This is a genomic window from Sphingomonas sp. FW306-05-A, from assembly GCF_058782275.1.
Genome location: NZ_JBYSXN010000002.1, coordinates 1,175,523 through 1,193,788 on the forward strand (window position 1 = coordinate 1,175,523; position 18,266 = coordinate 1,193,788).

Annotated in this window: 14 protein-coding genes; 13 read left to right on the forward strand and 1 reads right to left on the reverse strand. The window is 63.5% G+C overall.

Annotated elements, in window-relative coordinates; translation table 11 throughout:
* Positions 1 to 20 precede the first annotated feature (20 nt).
* The 8 genes from AC3WJR_RS14180 to AC3WJR_RS14215 all read left to right on the forward strand — a co-directional run bounded on the left by AC3WJR_RS14180 (position 21) and on the right by AC3WJR_RS14215 (position 11,357).
* The gene (locus tag AC3WJR_RS14180) at positions 21 to 953 is read left to right on the forward strand and encodes a dihydrodipicolinate synthase family protein (protein WP_354279006.1); all 933 of its coding nucleotides are present in this window, start codon (positions 21 to 23) and stop codon (positions 951 to 953) included.
* A gap of 12 nt (positions 954 to 965) precedes the next feature.
* Complete coding sequence (locus tag AC3WJR_RS14185; protein WP_492725613.1) at positions 966 to 1,964, forward strand: 4-hydroxyproline epimerase; 999 nt, start codon at positions 966 to 968, stop codon at positions 1,962 to 1,964.
* Between the two features lie 49 nt (positions 1,965 to 2,013).
* The gene (locus AC3WJR_RS14190) at positions 2,014 to 2,667 is read left to right on the forward strand and encodes a GntR family transcriptional regulator (protein WP_492725614.1); all 654 of its coding nucleotides are present in this window, start codon (positions 2,014 to 2,016) and stop codon (positions 2,665 to 2,667) included.
* 14 nt (positions 2,668 to 2,681) lie between these two features.
* Positions 2,682 to 4,106, forward strand: a complete 1,425-nt coding sequence (locus tag AC3WJR_RS14195; protein ID WP_492725615.1) for an amino acid permease — start codon at positions 2,682 to 2,684, stop codon at positions 4,104 to 4,106.
* Positions 4,107 to 4,310: 204 nt separating this feature from the next.
* The gene (locus AC3WJR_RS14200; protein WP_354279003.1) at positions 4,311 to 4,940 is read left to right on the forward strand and encodes a trimeric intracellular cation channel family protein; all 630 of its coding nucleotides are present in this window, start codon (positions 4,311 to 4,313) and stop codon (positions 4,938 to 4,940) included.
* A 90-nt stretch (positions 4,941 to 5,030) separates the two neighbouring features.
* Positions 5,031 to 7,949, forward strand: coding sequence for an excinuclease ABC subunit UvrA (gene uvrA, locus AC3WJR_RS14205; protein WP_492725616.1), 2,919 nt, complete (start codon positions 5,031 to 5,033; stop codon positions 7,947 to 7,949).
* Positions 7,950 to 8,142: 193 nt separating this feature from the next.
* The gene (locus tag AC3WJR_RS14210; RefSeq protein ID WP_492725617.1) at positions 8,143 to 9,513 is read left to right on the forward strand and encodes a KAP family P-loop NTPase fold protein; all 1,371 of its coding nucleotides are present in this window, start codon (positions 8,143 to 8,145) and stop codon (positions 9,511 to 9,513) included.
* A gap of 788 nt (positions 9,514 to 10,301) precedes the next feature.
* Positions 10,302 to 11,357: an acyltransferase family protein gene (locus AC3WJR_RS14215; RefSeq protein WP_492725618.1), complete on the forward strand. Its 1,056-nt coding sequence runs from the start codon at positions 10,302 to 10,304 to the stop codon at positions 11,355 to 11,357.
* A gap of 276 nt (positions 11,358 to 11,633) precedes the next feature.
* Here the strand turns inward: AC3WJR_RS14215 and AC3WJR_RS14220 are convergent, their stop codons facing one another.
* On the reverse strand, positions 11,634 to 13,226 hold the full coding sequence (locus AC3WJR_RS14220) for an APC family permease (RefSeq protein ID WP_492725619.1): 1,593 nt from the start codon (positions 13,224 to 13,226) through the stop codon (positions 11,634 to 11,636).
* Between the two features lie 205 nt (positions 13,227 to 13,431).
* Between AC3WJR_RS14220 and AC3WJR_RS14225 the strand changes: the two genes are divergently transcribed.
* The 5 genes from AC3WJR_RS14225 to AC3WJR_RS14245 all read left to right on the forward strand — a co-directional run bounded on the left by AC3WJR_RS14225 (position 13,432) and on the right by AC3WJR_RS14245 (position 18,239).
* A complete protein-coding gene (locus AC3WJR_RS14225; RefSeq protein WP_492725620.1) occupies positions 13,432 to 13,938 on the forward strand; it encodes a spore coat protein U domain-containing protein in 507 nt (168 codons plus the stop codon).
* Positions 13,939 to 13,943: 5 nt separating this feature from the next.
* A complete protein-coding gene (locus AC3WJR_RS14230) occupies positions 13,944 to 14,696 on the forward strand; it encodes a fimbrial biogenesis chaperone (RefSeq protein ID WP_492725621.1) in 753 nt (250 codons plus the stop codon).
* Positions 14,697 to 14,745: 49 nt separating this feature from the next.
* Positions 14,746 to 16,983, forward strand: a complete 2,238-nt coding sequence (locus AC3WJR_RS14235; protein WP_492725622.1) for a fimbria/pilus outer membrane usher protein — start codon at positions 14,746 to 14,748, stop codon at positions 16,981 to 16,983.
* A complete protein-coding gene (locus tag AC3WJR_RS14240) occupies positions 16,974 to 17,420 on the forward strand; it encodes a Csu type fimbrial protein (RefSeq protein WP_354278994.1) in 447 nt (148 codons plus the stop codon). The genes AC3WJR_RS14235 and AC3WJR_RS14240 overlap by 10 nt, the downstream gene beginning before the upstream one ends.
* Before the next feature lie 192 nt (positions 17,421 to 17,612).
* A complete protein-coding gene (locus AC3WJR_RS14245) occupies positions 17,613 to 18,239 on the forward strand; it encodes a response regulator transcription factor (protein WP_492725623.1) in 627 nt (208 codons plus the stop codon).
* Positions 18,240 to 18,266 lie beyond the last annotated feature (27 nt).

Here is an 18,266-nt window from a genome sequence, read left to right on the forward strand (position 1 = left end):
TTGAGGAAGGTCGATACGCAATGTCTGTCGCATGGAAGGGTGTTTTCCCCGCAGTCACCACGCAGATCCGTGAAGACCTTACGGTCGATCTGGCGGACACGCAGCGCGTTGTCGATGATCTGATCAAGGATGGCGTCACCGGTGTCATCGCGCTCGGCACGGTCGGCGAGAACAACTCGTTCGAATATGACGAGAAGGTCGAGGTCCTGAGCGCGATCGTCGAGGCGGTTGCGGGGCGCGTGCCGGTCATCACCGGCGTTTCGGAATATGATACGCGCCGTGCGGTGCGCTATGCCAAGGCCGCCGAGACCGCGGGCGCGGACGGGCTGATGCTGCTCCCGCCGATGGTCTATGTCCCCAAGCCGCACGAACTCGTCGCCCACTTCAAGGGCGTTGCCGAGTCGGTCGGCCTGCCGATCATGCTCTACAACAACCCGCCGGCGTACCGCACGCTGATCGACAATGACGTGCTCGCCGCTTTGGTCGATGTCGCCAACATCGTCGCGGTCAAGGAATCCGCCCCCGACACGCGCCGCTTCACCGATGTAAAGACCGCGTTCGGCGATCGCTACGTGCTGTTCGCCGGGCTCGACGACGTCGCACTCGAAGGGCTGTATCTCGGCGCGCAGGGCTGGGTCTCCGGCCTGACCAACGCCTTCCCGCGCGAATCGGTCGAGCTGGTCAATGCCTTCGCGCGCGGCGATCATGCCAAGGCGATGGAAATCTACCGCTGGTTCATGCCGCTCCTCCACCTCGATGCCGAGCATGACCTCGTCCAGTCGATCAAGCTCGCTGAGCAGGTGATGGGCCGCGGTTCCGAACGCGTCCTCCCACCGCGCTACCCATTGGTCGGCGCCCGCCGCGCCGAAGTGATCGCGATGGTCGAAAAGGCCGCCGCCACCCGTCCCACGCTTGCCCCCCCGGCACCCCTCGCCTCCGCTCAAGCTGCCTGATAGCATCCGCCGATGCGCCATACCTTCTTCTGCATCGACGGCCACACCGCCGGAAACCCCGTCCGCCTCGTTGCGGGCGGGGCCCCGCTCCTGAAGGGCGCCTCCATGTCGGAGCGGCGGCAGGATTTCATGACTCGGTTCGACTGGATCCGCACCGGGCTGTGCTTCGAGCCACGCGGGCATGACATGATGTCGGGCGGGTTCCTCTATCCCCCGACGCGCGCAGATACCGATGTCGGCATCCTGTTCATCGAAACCAGCGGCTGCCTGCCGATGTGCGGCCACGGCACGATCGGGATGGTGACCTTCGGGCTCGAACACGGGCTGATCCAGCCCGCCGAGCCAGGCCGGTTGCGGATCGAAGTGCCAGCCGGCGTGATCGACGTGGCGTATGAGACTGAAGGCGACAAGGTGACGGCGGTGCGGATTACCAACGTCCCCGCTTATGTCGCGGCGAAGGGCATAAAGGTCGACGTCGACGGCATCGGCCCGCTGACGATCGACGTCGCTTACGGCGGAAATTATTACGCGATCATCGAGCCGCAGGGCGCGTACACCGGGCTCGACGATCTCGGCGCAGCGCGGCTGATCGACCTCAGCGGCAAGATCCGTGACGCGGTGCGCGCGGTGTACGAACCCGTCCACCCGCTCGACCCGACGATCCGCGGCGTCAGCCATATCCTGTGGGCGGACGTGCCCCGTGGAGACGGCGCGGACGGGCGCAACGCAGTGTTCTACGGCGACAAGGCGATCGACCGCTCGCCGTGCGGGACCGGGACCTCCGCCCGCCTCGCGCATCTCGCGGACAGCGGGCGGCTCGCCCCCGGCGACCGTTTCGTCCACGAAAGCTACATCGGCAGCCGCTTCATCGGCCGGGTCGAGGCGGCGACCACGCTCGGCGAGCAGGCCGCGATCATCCCGTCGATCGAGGGGTCGGCGATCGCGACCGGGTTCAACACGATCTGGATTGATCGCAGCGACTCGTTCTGGGAAGGTTTCCAGGTTACGTGAGTTGCCGCCCGTCTCGCGGCCACGTCCCTCGCATCGGAGCCGCCCGTCCATGAGCATCGTCGTCCGTACCCTGTCCGAACAGGTGTTCGAGATCGTCCGCGAGCAGATCGTCACCGGAAAGCTCCCCGGCCACACCCCGATCCGCCAGGATGCGCTGGCGAGCGAACTCGGCGTGAGCAAGATCCCGCTGCGCGAGGCGCTCGCGCGGCTCGAGCAGGAAGGGTTGCTGACCAGCCACGCCAACCGCGGTTATGCGGTCCAACCGATGTCGGCGGCGGAAGCCGACGACATCTTCGCGCTCCGCCTCAGCATCGAGCCCGCCGCCGCAGCCTATGCCGCGACCGTCGCGAACGACGCGGACCGCGCGATCGCGCAGACCGCGTTCGAGGAACTCGACAGCGCGGCGGGGGATCGCCTGTCCGAAGTCGCGATCCGCAACCGCGTGTTTCATACAGCCCTCGTCCGTCCGGGGCGTCGCCTGCTCACCACGCAACTGGTCGAGCGCCTCACGATCCTCGCGGAACGCTATGTCGTCGCGCATCTCCAGCCCGCCGGGCGCGAGGATCGCGCGCATATCGAGCATCGCGGCCTGCTCGACGCGTGGCTCGCGCGCGACGAGGCGCTGATGACGACCTTGCTCGCAAGCCACATTCAATCGACGCTGACCGATCTCCGCGGCCAGCTCGGCGCAAATACGAACTGACGGAGTCTTAGGGGATGGGGACTATGTTTGGACCGCGCAAATCATTCGAGTCCCCCGTTTCCGACAAACACAGCCTCGCCAAGACGCTGAGCTGGCCGCATTTGATCGCGCTGGGCGTGGGCGCGATCGTCGGCACCGGCATCTATACGCTGGTCGGCGTCGGCGCGGAACGCGCGGGGCCAGCCGTGATCCTCGCCTTCGTCATCTGCGGGATCGTCTGCGGCTGCGCGGCGCTCGCCTATACCGAACTCGCCACGCTGATCCCGGCGGCGGGGAGCGCCTATACGTTCAGCTATACAGCCCTCGGCGAGACCGTCGCCTGGGTCGTCGGGTGGAGCCTGATCCTCGAATATTCGCTCGCCTGTTCCACGGTGGCGGTCGGCTGGTCGGGCTATCTCGTCGGCTGGATCGAGGCGGCGGGGGTGCATCTGCCGCATGCGCTGCTGGTCGGGCCGCATGGCGGCGGGCTGATCAACCTGCCCGCGGTCGGGGTCGCGCTGGCGGTGATGGGGATGCTGATCCTCGGCACCCGCCAGAGCGCGACGCTCAACATCATTCTCGTCGTGATCAAGCTCGTCGCGCTCACGCTGTTCGTGATCTACGCGCTGCCCGCCTTCAACAGCGCGAACCTGCACCCGTTCATGCCGTACGGCTTCGGCTCGGTCGAAAGCGGCGGGCACAAGCGCGGGGTGATGGCGGCGGCGGCGATCGTGTTCTTCGCTTTCTACGGCTTCGATGCGGTCGCGACTTCGGCCGAGGAGACCAAGAACCCCAAGCGCGACCTTACGATCGGGATCGTCGGGTCGATGCTGGTGTGCACGGTGATCTACATGGCGGTGGCGATCACCGCGATCGGCGCTTTGCCCTTCACCGCGCTCGCCAATTCGCCCGAGCCGCTCGCGCTGGTGTTGCGCCAGCTGGGCGAACCGTTCGCCGCACAGCTGATCGCGCTGGCGGCGGTGATCGCTTTGCCGTCGGTGATCCTGGTGATGATGTACGGGCAGAGCCGGATCTTTTTCGTGATGGCGCGCGACGGCCTGCTCCCGCGCGGGCTCGCGACGGTGAGCAAGCGTACCGGGTCGCCGACGCTGATCACTTTGCTGACCGGCCTGTCGATCGCCGCGGTTGCGGGATTCTTCCGCCTCGACGAGATCGCCGAGCTGGCGAATGCGGGGACGCTGATCGCGTTCATCTCGGTCGGCGTCTGCCTGATCGTGCTCCGCCGCACCGCGCCGCTGATGCCGCGCGTGTTCCGCTGCCCGGCGGCGTATGTGGTAGGCACCTTGACCGTGCTGGGGTGTTTGTACCTGCTCGCGAGCTTGCCGAGCTCGACGCTGGTGCGCTTCGTCGGGTGGAACGTGATCGGGCTGGCGCTGTATTTTGCCTACGGGCGGCGGCAGAGCAACATCGCAAAGCACGGCGCAGCGGCCACGGTCTGACCCGCGCTCCGGCGCAGGCCGGAGCCCAGGGTTATCGGGCACCACCTCACCCCGCCGTCATCCTGAACTCGTTTCAGGATCCAGCCCTCCACGAGTCCGGACCAAGCCCGCCGCACGGTGGATGCTGAAACAAGTTCAGCATGACGGCTGGCGGGGGGCATGAGAACGATTCCGCTCGCCCCCAATACCCGCTAGGCCAGTCCCATGCCCGCGCAATTCCCCTGGCAATTCGGCTCCGTCCTGCCGTGGCTCGACCTGTTCGGGATCGCCGTCTTCGCGATCACCGGCGCGCTCGCCGCAATCCGGCATCGGCAGACGCTCGTCACCGCGACCTTCTTCGCGCTCATCACCGGCACCGGCGGCGGATCGGTGCGCGACCTGCTGATCGGCGCGCCGGTGTTCTGGGTGCACGACCGGCTCGTCGCGGGAACGTGCCTCGCGGTCGCGGTGCTGGTGTGGACGACCCCGCAACGCTGGTGGAAAGGCACCGCGCTCGACTGGCTCGATGCGGTGGGCCTCGCGGCCTATGCCGTGTTCGGCGCGGCCAAGGCGCTCGCCTTCGGCATCCCCCCCGTCCCCGCCGCGCTGATGGGCGTGGTGACGGCATGCATCGGCGGCGTCATCCGCGACGTGCTCGCAGGCGAACCGTCGATCCTGATGCGCCCGGAATTGTACGTGACCGCAGCGGCGCTGGCGGCGGGGCTGTATGTGGTGCTGGTGACGGTGGGGGTATCGCCCAACATCGCCGCACCCGTGGCGGCGGCCTGTGGCTTTGCGCTGCGCGCTGCGGCGATCCGGTTCAAGCTGGCGCTGCCCGCATATGGCGACCGCTAGCGTGTTTCCTGCGGAACCCTCGTAACCGGCCGCGCGCTTTCCTATTTCCCTATCTGGCGCTCCCATCAGAACAGAAGTAGAACTCGCCTTATGCTGACTCATATTTCCGTGCGCGGCGCGCGCGAGCACAATCTCAAGGACGTGTCGGTCGATATCCCACGCGATACGCTGACGGTCATCACCGGCCTGTCGGGGAGCGGCAAGTCGAGCCTCGCGTTCGACACGATCTACGCTGAGGGCCAGCGCCGCTACGTCGAATCGCTCAGCGCCTACGCGCGCCAGTTCCTCGAACTGATGCAGAAGCCCGACGTCGATCATATCGAGGGCCTCTCCCCCGCGATCAGCATCGAGCAGAAGACCACCAGCCGCAACCCTCGCTCGACCGTCGCGACCGTCACCGAGATCTACGATTACATGCGCCTGCTGTGGGCGCGTGTCGGCATCCCGTATTCCCCCGCGACCGGCGAGCCGATCGCCGCGCAGACCGTCAGCCAGATGGTCGACCGCGTCATGGCGCTCCCCGAGGGCACGCGGCTCTACCTGCTCGCGCCGGTCGTGCGCGGGCGCAAGGGCGAGTATAAGAAGGAGCTGCTCGAATGGCAGAAGGCGGGGTTCACCCGCGTCCGCATCGACGGCGAGATCTATGAGATCGACGAAGCCCCCGCGATCGACAAGAAGTTCAAGCATGACCTAGAGGTCGTCGTCGACCGCTTGGTCATCGGCCCCGACATCGCGACGCGCCTTGCGGAAAGCTTCGAGGCGGCGCTGAAACTCGCCGACGGGCTCGCTTATGTCGACCCCGCCGACCCGGTCGAAGTCCACACCCCCAAGCAGGAAGTGCTCGGCGACAACGCGCCCCCCGGGCGGATCGTGTTCAGCGAGAAGTTCGCCTGCCCGATCTCGGGCTTCACGATCGCCGAGATCGAGCCGCGGCTGTTCTCGTTCAACGCCCCCCAGGGTGCGTGCCCGGCATGCGACGGCCTGGGCGAAAAACTGCTGTTCGACGAGGATCTCGTCGTCCCCAACCATGCGCTCAGCATCAAGAAGGGCGCAGTCGTCCCCTGGGCGAAGTCCAACCCCCCGTCGCCCTATTACATGCAGGTCCTCGGCAGCCTCGCGCGCGAATTCGACTTCAGCCTCGAAACCCCATGGGAAGACCTGCCGGACGAGGCGCAGCGCACGATCCTCCACGGCACCAAGGGCAAGCCCGTCACGCTGACCTTCATCGACGGCAAGAAGTCGTATGACGTCAAGAAGCCGTTCGAAGGCGTGATCGGCAACCTCAACCGCCGCATGCTCTCGACCGAGAGCGCGTGGATGCGCGAGGAACTCAACAAGTACCAGAGCGCCGCCCCGTGCGAGGTGTGCCACGGCGGCCGCCTCAAGCCCGAGGCGCTTGCGGTCAAGATCGGGATGCGCGACATTTCGAGCGTCACGCGCCTGTCGGTCGTCGATGCGCTCAAATGGTTCGAGCAAGTCCCCGCCGACCTCAGCGACCAGCAACGCGCGATCGCCGAGCGGATCCTCAAGGAAATCCTCGAACGCCTCGGCTTCCTCAACAACGTCGGGCTCGACTATCTCAACCTCGATCGCACCTCGGGCACGCTGTCGGGCGGGGAATCGCAGCGCATCCGGCTCGCGTCGCAGATCGGCAGCGGGCTGTCGGGCGTGCTCTACGTGCTCGACGAACCCAGCATCGGGCTCCACCAGCGCGACAACGACATGCTGCTCAAGACGCTGCGGCGTCTGCGCGATCTCGGCAACACCGTGCTCGTCGTCGAGCATGACGAGGATGCGATCCGCACCGCCGATTATGTGATCGACATGGGGCCGGGCGCGGGCGTGCGCGGCGGGCATATCGTCGCGCAAGGCACGTTCGAGGAAGTCCTCGCCAACGAAAACAGCATCACCGCGGATTATCTGTCGGGCCGACGCGAGGTCGCGGTGCCCAAGACCCGGCGCAAGGGCAATGGCAAGAAGATCACCGTCCACAACGCCACCGCCAACAATTTGAAGGGCGTCACCGCAAGCCTTCCGCTCGGCACCTTCACCTGCATCACCGGGGTCAGCGGCAGCGGCAAGTCGAGCTTCACGATCGACACTTTGTTCGCCGCCGCATCGCGCACCTTGAACGGCGCGCGGATCGTCCAGGGCAAGCACGACAAGATCACCGGCCTGCAATATCTCGACAAGGTCATCGACATCGACCAGTCGCCGATCGGCCGCACCCCGCGCTCCAACCCCGCGACCTATACCGGCAGCTTCACCCAGATCCGCGACTGGTTCGCCGGGCTCCCGGAATCGCAGGCGCGCGGCTACAAGCCCGGGCGGTTCAGCTTCAACGTCAAAGGCGGGCGCTGCGAGGCGTGCCAGGGCGACGGGCTGCTCAAGATCGAGATGCACTTCCTCCCCGACGTCTATGTGACGTGCGACGTGTGCCACGGCGAACGCTACAATCGCGAGACGCTCGAGGTGAAGTTCAAGGGCAAGAGCATCGCCGACGTGCTCGACATGACGGTCGAGGATGCGGTCGACTTCTTCAAGGCGGTCCCGCCGATCCGCGACAAGATGGCGATGCTGCAGGAAGTGGGCCTCGGCTACGTCAAGGTCGGCCAGCAGGCAACGACGCTCTCGGGCGGCGAGGCGCAGCGCGTCAAGCTCGCCAAGGAGCTTTCCCGCCGCGCGACCGGGCAGACGCTGTACATCCTGGATGAACCGACGACGGGGCTGCATTTCGAGGACGTGCGCAAGCTGCTCGAAGTGCTCCACCAGCTGGTCGAGCAGGGGAATACGGTGGTCGTGATCGAGCACAATCTCGACGTGATCAAGACCGCGGACTGGGTGCTGGACCTTGGACCTGAGGGTGGCGTGAAGGGCGGGGAGATCGTGGCGCAGGGTGTCCCGGAAAAGGTGGCCGAGGTGGAAGGGAGTTTCACCGGCCGCTATCTGAAACCGCTGTTAGGGAAGAAGACCCGGGACAAGCCTGTCCTGAGCGAAGCCGGAGCGTAAGCGCAGGCGTAGTCGAAGGGCCGGAGGTTGTGGCCAAGGCTAAGGGGAGCTTTACTGGGAAGTATTTGGCGCCGTTGCTGAAAGCTTGTGCTTAACATTGTTATGACGGGAGGCGCTGTGCGTAAGTAGCGAGATGACGATTAGCTTTGTTGGCGCGTCATCTTGTACTACGCTGACGTTTTAAGAGGTCGTCATGAAAATTACCGGGGGCATCACCGACGCAGACGTTGATCTGGGATTTACAGCAACAGGCGACCTTTTTCACAAAAAGGATCTAGCAGACCGTCTAACTTCGATATTTATAACACTGGAACATGGTTCTGTATGCCTCTTAGACGGACGTTGGGGCATCGGTAAGTCGGTTTTTGCTCGACAGTGGGTTGCTGAACTCAAGTCACAAAACATACCGTCCATATACTTCGACGCTTTCTCGTCCGACTACATGGAAAGCCCTTTTGAAGCACTGGCTGGAGTGTTCGTTAAGGCGGCGCAAGACGCTGGTCGCCAAGCAGACCCGAAGTACAAAACGTTTCTTTTACAAGCCTCCAAGGTGGGAAAGGCCGTGGCGTCCACAGGGGCCAAAATCGGGGTGAAAGCCTTAACGCTTGGCCTCATCGGGGCGTCCGAAATTAAGCAGTTAGAGGACCTAAAGGACGATATTAGCGACTCGTTCGGCGACATTACCGAAGAGCGCATTGCCCACATATTGGAGTCCCACGGAAAGAACGAGCAAAACTTTGCAGCGCTCAAAACCAGTATCGAGACCCTTCCTGATCTACTCCGTCCTCAAGAAAATGATGATACTTCGAGCAAAACTCCTCTGATCGTTATAATTGATGAGTTAGATCGGTGCAGGCCGGATTTTGCACTGGGCATCATAGAAACACTCAAACACTTTTTCCGAGCAAATCGCGTACATTTCGTTTTGGTAACAAACAGGCGTCATCTTGAGTTATCAGTTGCAAATCGCTACGGGATCTCAGAAGCAGCGCAGGAATATCTCGAAAAGTTTTATGACTTTTCGATATTTTTTGAACAGTCTTACGAGAAGCATCGCGACGGCAACGTAGACAGGTTTGTATCCGGAATTTTGAATCAGCTGATTCCCGAAAGTCCAGATCGGCGTGATATTGTTACTTATGTTCAGGGGATAACTAGGGCCTATAAACTGTCATTGCGGCAGATATCTGCCCTATCTACTAACATTTCTATTTCGTTTCTTGCCGCCAGAGAACGAGAGCTTCGACCCGCCGCATTGATATCGTTCTTAGCTCTACTGAAAAGCCGCCGGCCAGATCTGTATAAATTAGCAAAACAATCCAGTCTTACTCACGAGGCGTTCGCTGCCTTTATCGACTCTGCCGAATGGGGCAGTGACTTCGACATCGATCGAGTAAAGACGCTCTTCGAATATTATCTATCTGTTGAAATCGATTCCAATGATCGTCGATTCGAAGGCTATGGCAGCGTGACTTGGAACTATAATTTGGAGAGAGGGCGAGTTATCCCATATCTCACCGAAAGCATCTTAGACCGCTTTGGTGCTCCATCCACGACGCCATAACGAAGCGGTCACGCAAAACGTTCGAGCGTGCGCCGTCCACCCCGCCGTCACCCTGAACTCGTTTCAGGGTCCACCGCGCCACAAGAACGATCCGGGCGTTTTGCGCTGTGGATGCTGAAACAAGTTCAGCATGACGGATGAAGGGGAAACAGCGCCGTCTCGGTCCGGATCACCGCGCCCATCCGGTCGCTGCTTACCCCAAAGCCGCCACGAAATCCGCTCGCAACCACGGAAAGCTGTCGGTCGCCGTCACATAGATCGTCCGTAAATCCACGCGGTCATAGCCGTGCCCCAGCGCGTTGCCCAACCCGCGTACCGCATCGACCGGAACGTCGGCGACACGATCGCCATCCGCTTTCCAACGTTGGCACTTCCCCGGCGCAGGCCGGGGCCCAGTCGAGGAACGATTGGGGCATGGCGCAGCGCACGACTTCCGAACCCTGCGCGACTGGGCCCCGGCCTTCGCCGGGGAAGGGCGAAGAGGAGCAGGGTGGGGAACGGACCAGCGCCTCGCGCTCAGTAGATAAATTTTGGCGCTTTCCGCTCCAGTTCGGCCGCACAATTTCGCGCCACTTCTGCCGCACAAAAGTGTACAGATACGGAGTCCTACGACCGAAACAGGACACTAAGGAATGTCTTGTCGCAACGTCTTGCCGCCATGCTGCAACGACGTAATTTACAATATGAAAATCGCCCATCCCGACAAAACGGGGAAGCTATCTGGCTTTTCTTGTGTAATGCCTGTAGCCCCTCATTCGTAAGACTATTGTCTCGGGGGGGACATATACATGACATTAGACCACATAGTACCACTCGATGGATTCAGAGCGCTTGCGATTCTGATTGTGTTTGTCGCACATTGTGGTCTTGAAAGACTGATTCCCGGCGGATTTGGTGTAACGATTTTCTTCTTCCTGAGCGGTTACTTGATCACCACACTTCTGCGTTCGGAATATGCACAGACCGGACGCATTGATATCAAGGCCTTTTACATCAGACGCAGCGTACGCATTCTGCCATCGCTCTACATTACGCTCCTGCTCATCCTTGGGATCAGCCAATGGCTTCCCGCCGAGCATCCTGCCGAGTTCTGGGGCGTATTCTCGCAACTGGTCTTTTTGACAAACTACCCCTGGATTACGGGCTACGCACAGGGGGTCACCGGACCGCCGCTGTGGAGCCTCGCGGTCGAAGAGCATTTCTACCTGATATTTCCGGTGGTATTTTCTGCCATATTGGCGGCTCTTTCGCCGCGAAAAGCCGCTGGTCTGTGCCTGGGGGCGTGCATCGCGGTTCTCGGGATCCGCGTTGCAACTGTTGCGACCATATCCGACATCGGCCAGATCTATTATTGGACCCACACGCGGATCGACAGCATTCTCTTCGGATGCTGCCTCGCCTTGTGGCAGAATCCGGTCCTCGACAAAGGCGCGTGGCGGCCACGTCTTGTCCATGTGCTGTTCGCCTTGGCCATTCTCCTGGGATGTTTTGCCATCCGGGACGAGCTTTTTCGCCAGACGGTTCGCTACACCCTGCAAGGCGGCGCGCTCTTTGTAATCTTCAGCTATGCCATCCAGGATCGCGGCTGGGTGTCGATCGCGCTCTCCACCCGACCGCTGCGCGTGATCGCGCTCTACTCCTACACGTTGTACTTGATCCATGTGCCCGTCATCGCCGGGGTACATGCCCTGTTTCCAACGTTGGGGCTGCTGGGCATCATCGTCATCAGCGGTGCGCTGTCGATGCTGTATGCGGCAGGCATGTATGCGCTGGTCGAGCAACCCGCGGCAAACTGGCGCAGACGCCTCCGTTCGTCCAACAGGACGGCAGCCCTTGCGATCTGACGCGATACCACCCCCAAACACTGGCCGACGCACCGCTTCGGCGCTCCTCCATTGGACAGGGCAACCCGGATAGTTCTGCAAGGAAGCGTGCCGCCCCCTGGGACGACACCTTCCGCTGTCGGGTGCACCCGAGGACGCGCTCGACCGCGACAGGCCGTTCCCCGCTGTCCTACATGCCCCCCGAAAGCCTAAGCTCCCGCCCGCTCTTTGACAGTACCGCACCCCAGGGTTTCGCCCGACCTGCCGCGCGATCCGCAAACCGCTTCCGCCCGACGCCTACCCTTCCGAAGCGCCCGCCGCCCCCGTCGCCAGCACCGACCGTCGCCGCGAATAGCCGAAGTACAGCGCCGCCGCCCCGCCCAGCCACACCGCGAACAGCAGGTACGTGTCCTTCGGCAACCCCGCGATCAGGTACAGGCAGAAGGCGGCGCTCGCGATCGGGAGGACGGGATAGAAGGGCACGCGGTAGCCGCGCGGCAGGTCCGGGCGGCTGCGGCGGAGCAGGATCACGCCCACGGACACCGAGGCGAAGGCGATCAGCGTCCCCATGCTCGTCAGATTGACCAGCACGTCGAGCGGCACCAGCGCGGCGAGCAGGGCGACCCCGCCCGCGACCACCCAGGTGTTCTGCCTAGGTACCTGCCGCACCGGGTCGACCCGGCGGAAGAAGGCAGGGAGCAGCCCGTCGCGGCTCATCGCATACAGGATCCGCGTCTGGCCGTAGAGCACCACCAGCGTCACGCTGAAGATCGACGCGATCGCGCCGAGCGACAGCGCGAGCGCGGGCCACGCCGCCCCGGTCAAATTGTGGAGGATCACCGCGAGCCCCGCCTCCTGCCCCTTGAACGCAGTCCACGGCTGCGCGCCGACCGCGGCGACCGCGACGAGGATATAGGCGGCGGTGACGATCAGCAGCGACAGGATGATCGCGAGCGGCAGGTTGCGGCGCGGATTGTCGACCTCCTCGCCCGCGGTCGAGACCGCGTCGATCCCGATGTAGGAGAAAAAGATCGACGACGCCGCCGATCCGATCCCGATCAGCCCGCGTGGCGCGAAGGGGTGGTAATTATCGACTGAAAAGTGTGCAAAAGCGACGCAAACGAACAGCAAAAGCACCGCAATCTTGAGTAAAACGAGCACCGAATTGACTGTTGTCGACTCCTTTGCGCCACGCAGCAGCAGCGTCAGGCACAGCCCGACCAGCACGACCGCGGGCAGATTGACCACCCCACCCGCCCCCGGCGGCCGCGCAATCGCATCGGGAATTCGCCAGCCGGTGGTGAGGCTTAGCGCCTCGTTAAGATACTGCCCCCACCCCACCGCGATCGCCGAGGCCGACACGCCATATTCGAGGAGCAGGCAAGCACCGATCAGGAAGGCGGCCAATTCCCCCATGGTTGCATAGGCATAGGAGTAAGAAGACCCCGCCACCGGCACCGCCGACGCGAGCTCGGCGTAGCACAAAGCGGTCAGCGCGGCGGTGATCCCGGCGATCACGAACGAAACGCTCACCGCCGGCCCCGCCTCGGGCACCGCGGTGTTAAGCGCGACGAAGATCCCCGTCCCGATCGTCGCGCCGACGCCGAGCATGGTCAGCTGGAACAGCCCGAACTTGCGCCCGAGGCCGTGACTATGCCCTTCTCCGGCCACGATAAAGTCGGCGACGGGCTTGCAGCGGAACAGCGTCGTCCACAGCGTCGGTCTGGTCGTCACGGCGGTCGCGTCCCCTGTCCTCGGCGCGGATCGTCCCGCCGCCGTTTCGCCTAGGTCGCCGTCCCCCGCGTGGCAATCGCGCACCCCCAATTCGGACATCCCGGTTGACGCGGCGACGATCATCGCCGATGCCGCTGCCCGTCGCGTACCGGCCACGCCTGCGCCGCCCTCCCCAGACGAAATTTAGAAACCACGTAGAATCACCCGGTAACTGGCTGTGTAACCTTAGAGTTTACGCAACACCGTTCAGCTAGGACCGACCCGAAGGGGCGAAACGCCGCCATCAGTTCTTCAGAGACTGTGGCGTTTCACAAACAGACTTCGGGGGCACCCCGCGAGTCTCCGTCTTGGGAATTTGCTGATGAACACGAATATCTTTCGCTCGTCCTACGCGCTGGCCGCAACCTTTGGCCTGGTCGCGCTCGTCGCACAGCCCGCAACCGCGCAGACCACCGGCACGATGGCTGCAACGGCCGACGTCACGGCAAATTGCCAAGTGAATTCCTCCGGGATCGTTTTCGGCGGTACAGACGTGATCGACGGGGCGGCGCATAGCATGACGGGCGCAGTGAACGTTATGTGCACCACCGACACGGCATGGACCGCCACCGCCAACGCCGGTCTTGGTACCGAAGCGACCATCACGACCCGGAAAATGCAGTCGGGTGGCAACAGCTTGAACTATTCGCTGTTTACCGACACCGCCGGAACGACCCTCTGGGGCGATGGCACGACCGGCAGTACGATTGGCGGAACCGGAACGGGTCAGTTCGTCGCCACTGCGATCACGGGCATAATTCCTGCCAATCAGACCACCGTGCCCGCCGGTACCTACACCGACACCGTCACCGTCACCGTCAACTACTGAGCGAGATGCACGCGATCCCCTGGATCGATGCCGTACGGACCGGTCGCCTTGGGGCGGCCGGTCTTTCGGTGATCGGCACCCTCGCGCTATGGCTACCCGGCGCAGCGCATGCGTCCAATTTCCGCGTCAGCCCGGTCACGCTGACCGTGCCCGCCAACCGCCCGATCGGATCGGTGACGATCACCAACGGTGACGGCGCGCCGGTTTCGATCAAGGTCGCGACCTATCGCTGGACGCAGGTCGACGGGAAGGATGTCTATACCCCGACCGACGATCTCATCGCATCGCCGCCGATCTTCACCACGGCAGCCGGTGCGGTCCAATTGATCAGGGTCGGGCTCCGCCACAAGGTCACCACCGCCGTCGCCTACCGTGTCGTGCTGCAGGAGATCCCTGCCGCCGTCACCACGGGCGTCGCCATCGCGGTCAACCTCAACATGCCGCTATACGTCGTCGCCGGCCCAGCCGCCAAGGCGTCGGTGCAATGGAGCGCGCGACGGACCGCCGACGCCACTGTCTTGCTCGAGGGGCGCAATAGCGGGGATGCCCCCCAACAGGTGCTTGCGATCGGCCGGGCCGATCCCGGCGCTGCCACGCCCACCGTCCTGTCCTCGACAATGGGCGTCGTTCTGCCTGCGAGCATGCGGCAGTGGAACATCGGCAAACACGCCGACTGGACCCCCGGTGTCCCGCTGCGCCTGACCATCCGCACCGCCACTGGCGTCGACGAAATCACTGCCAATCTATCGGCGGGTTAATCTCGTCGCCGCCGTTCTGGCGGTAGGCATTGCCAGTCCAGCAGCCGCCATGTCCGATCCGGTGCCCGCCGGTGCGCGACTGGTGCTGCTGGCCGTCCAGCTCAACGGCCGCGCGCAGCCCGACCCGGTCTGGGTGTTGCGCGATGGCGACGCCTTGGCGGTCACGGTCGCCACCGCCCACGCGTGGCGGATCGAAACCAGCGACATGCCGACCCGCGTGTTCGACGGTGACTCCTACGTAACGCTCTCGGCGCTTCCCGAAGTCGTGACGGTGCTGCAGGACGCGACGCAAACGCTGGATCTCACGGTGCCGGCCGCACGCTTCATGGCGTCTGCGCTCATCCTGTCGCGCCAGCCCTATGGCCCGATGACGCGCAGCAGCCTCGGCGGCTTTTTCGGGTATGACGTTTCGGCGCAGATCGCCGACGGGGCGACTGCGGTGAACGGCCTGTTCAATCTGGGGCTCTTTCGGGGCACGGGAACGGCCGGCACCAGTTTCATCGCGGGCACCGGCGGCAACGGGCGGGACCGGCGCAGCCTGGTGCGGCTCGACAGCAACTACACAATCGACGATCCGGCCCGGATGCGGTCGCTGCGGATCGGCGACGGCGTGACCCGGGGCAGTACCGGCACGTCTGCACTCCGCTTCGCGGGGGTTCAGCTCGCCACCAATTTCGCGACCCAACCCGGCTATGTGACGATGGCGCTGCCAACCCTCAACGGCAGCGCGGCGGTCCCGTCCGTGGTCGACATCCTGGTCAACAACGTGTTGCAACGGCAGCAGCAGGTCGGCTCCGGGCCGTTCACGCTGACCGACGTCCCGGTCATTACTGGTGGCGGCGACGTACAGCTCGTCGTTCGCGACGCCTTGGGACGCGAAACGCTGGTCACACAATCCTATTATTCCGCCCCCCGGATCATCCGGCGCGGGTTGCATGACGTCTCATACGAAGCGGGATTCCTGCGCCGCGATTACACGCAGCGCAGCAATGCCTATGGGGCGGCGATCCTGTCGGGAACGCATCGCTACGGGTTGACCGACCGCATGACGGTGGAAGGGCATGGCGAGCTATCGCGCACCACCCAGACCACCAGCATGGTCGTCAGCATGTTATGGCCAACGGTAGGTATCTTCTCTCTCTCGGCAGCAGGCAGCCAGTCCGGGCGCGGTCAAGGCGGACTGATCGGGTTTGGCTTCGAACGCCAGACGCGCAGTGTCTCGATCGGCGGCAGCACCGAATTCACGACGACGGGCTATGCCACGATCGGCGACACCAGAACGTATCGACGCCCCAAAAGCCTGGTCAGTGGCTTCATCGGCGTGCCGACCACGTTCGGTTCGATCAGTGGCTCGCTCCTTTGGCGTCGCGGGCGGTTCGAACCGGACGTTTTATATGCCAGCGCGAACAGTTCGGTGCGGATCCGCGGGATCGGGGCGTTCGGCCTCAGCGCGCGCCGCAGTTTCACGGCGAACCGCGAGAGCGCGGTCCGCGCCTTCCTCAGCGTCCCGATCGGCCACCGGAGCAGCGCTGCGGTCGGCACCGAGCTCCGCAACGGGCAGGTCGGGGCCAACGCAATGCTCCAGCGCAACCTGCCGTACGGGAATGGCCTTGGCTATCGCCTGCAGGCCGAAACCGGCGCGTTTGAACGGCTCGACGCCGAAGTCAACGTTCAGGCCGATATCGGGCGACTAGATGCGCAGGTGACGCGCCTGGACGGTAACACCGGTGCGCGGGTGGGAGTAAGCGGATCGATCGCGACCATTGACGGGCGGGTGTTCGCGGCACGGCGGCTCGACCAGAGTTTCGCCTCGGTTCAGGTGGGCGACTACGACAATGTCCGGGTGTATGTCGACAACCAGCTGGTTGGACGGACCAACCGCGGAGGCACGCTGATCGTCCCCCGGCTGCTGCCGTACCAGGACAATCATCTGCGGATCGAAGCCGAGGATCTGCCGCTCGACGCCTCGATCGACGAGACCACCCGGACCATACGCCCATTCGATCGCAGCGGTGTCGCCGTCCGCTTCGGCGCACGCGATGCGCGTGCGGGCCTCGTGACCGTCCATCTGGCGGACGGTACGCCCCTTCCCGCGGGAACGGTTCTGTACGTCAACGGCGGTGCCGAACCGTTCGTGGTCGCACCCGGCGGCACCGCCTATCTCGCCGGTCTCGCCGTGCGCAATCGCATATCCACGGCACGAGACGGCACCGGATGCCATTTCGCCTTGCCCTTCGCTTCCGGCCAGGGACCTCAACCAAACCTCGGGACATTCATATGCAATTGACCCCCGCCGCCGTCCTGCTGCTGGCTGCCGTGCTTGTGCCGGCGCAGGGCGCGCATGCCCAGGCCGATGGCTGCACCATGACCGCGCAGGATCTCACGCTCGGCCGCTATGATCCGCTCAGCAACCTGCCACAGGATGCCGTGAGCAGTATCTCCGTGCGTTGCGCCGTGGCGACCCCTTTTGTCATCACGCTCGGACCGGGTAATGGCACCTATGCCGGACGCACGATGATCGGGGGGAACCAAGCGCTCCTCTATAATCTGTTCCTGGATCCGACCCGCACGACGGTCTGGGGGGACGGCAGCAATGGCAGCAGCAGTTTCTCGCAGGATACTACCGGGGGGGTCTTTCCGGTCTATGCGCGTGCCCCCGGCGGGCAGATTCGGCTGAAACCAGGCACATATGTCGATATCGTCACGGTCACTATAACCTACTGATTATACTCCCGTTACGCTCTTATATTTCGCTTCGCCCAAAATCAGTGCCAAGCCTCCGATCAGGCGAATACTGCTCCGCATCGGGCACGACTGATATAAGTTTAAATAGTAGTTGCGCATTATTTCAAAGACTTCGACACAATGTCTTTGTATTGGCCCGTGATCGAATACGCATTATTGGCTGGAGCGGGCATGATCGTTTACATCATTGCGCAAGATCCGGCAGCACGTCGCGCGCTCCACGGCCAGCTCAGTCGCGCAGGAATTACGGCTTGGCCGTTTGCGCATTCCCAGGACTTTCTGGACCAGCTTGCGGACCTCCAGCCGGCACCGCTCATGACCGATCTGGACATGCCGAAAATCGGTGGACTTGCCGTGCTGGCGGCGCTTTTGGAGCAGGAGATCTATTGGCCTGTCATCATGATGGCGGTCACCGCAGACACGCCGGTCACTGTGGAGGCGATGCAGTGCGGTGCTATTGAAGTCCTGGAGCATCCCCTTCGTGCCGATCTGCTGACGGCCGCACTCGACCGTGCGTTTTCGAGCCTTCGAACTGCCACCCACAAGTCCGAGCAACGGCAGTCCGCCCGCGCGCACATGGCGTCGCTCACCGGGCGTGAACGCAGCGTCGTGCGCGCGCTGATCGAAGGCAAGACCAATAAGGCAATCGCCACCGCTCTCGCGATCAGCCCCCGTACGGTCGAAGGGCACCGCGCGCATGCCCTTCAGAAGCTCAACGTCCGAAGCATTGCCGAGATCGTCTATCTCGCCGTCGACGGCGACCTCGACTTACGCGCGCACCCGGTCGACCCCGCATAAAAGACGGCACCACGCGCCTCTACCCGG

Coding starts and splice junctions, on each gene's coding strand:
- AC3WJR_RS14180 (WP_354279006.1), top strand. CDS start 21: ATGTCTGTCGCATGGAAGGGTGTTTTCCCCGCAGTCACCACGCAGATC.
- AC3WJR_RS14185 (WP_492725613.1), top strand. CDS start 966: ATGCGCCATACCTTCTTCTGCATCGACGGCCACACCGCCGGAAACCCC.
- AC3WJR_RS14190 (WP_492725614.1), top strand. CDS start 2,014: ATGAGCATCGTCGTCCGTACCCTGTCCGAACAGGTGTTCGAGATCGTC.
- AC3WJR_RS14195 (WP_492725615.1), top strand. CDS start 2,682: ATGGGGACTATGTTTGGACCGCGCAAATCATTCGAGTCCCCCGTTTCC.
- AC3WJR_RS14200 (WP_354279003.1), top strand. CDS start 4,311: ATGCCCGCGCAATTCCCCTGGCAATTCGGCTCCGTCCTGCCGTGGCTC.
- uvrA (WP_492725616.1), top strand. CDS start 5,031: ATGCTGACTCATATTTCCGTGCGCGGCGCGCGCGAGCACAATCTCAAG.
- AC3WJR_RS14210 (WP_492725617.1), top strand. CDS start 8,143: ATGAAAATTACCGGGGGCATCACCGACGCAGACGTTGATCTGGGATTT.
- AC3WJR_RS14215 (WP_492725618.1), top strand. CDS start 10,302: ATGACATTAGACCACATAGTACCACTCGATGGATTCAGAGCGCTTGCG.
- AC3WJR_RS14225 (WP_492725620.1), top strand. CDS start 13,432: ATGAACACGAATATCTTTCGCTCGTCCTACGCGCTGGCCGCAACCTTT.
- AC3WJR_RS14230 (WP_492725621.1), top strand. CDS start 13,944: ATGCACGCGATCCCCTGGATCGATGCCGTACGGACCGGTCGCCTTGGG.
- AC3WJR_RS14235 (WP_492725622.1), top strand. CDS start 14,746: ATGTCCGATCCGGTGCCCGCCGGTGCGCGACTGGTGCTGCTGGCCGTC.
- AC3WJR_RS14240 (WP_354278994.1), top strand. CDS start 16,974: ATGCAATTGACCCCCGCCGCCGTCCTGCTGCTGGCTGCCGTGCTTGTG.
- AC3WJR_RS14245 (WP_492725623.1), top strand. CDS start 17,613: ATGATCGTTTACATCATTGCGCAAGATCCGGCAGCACGTCGCGCGCTC.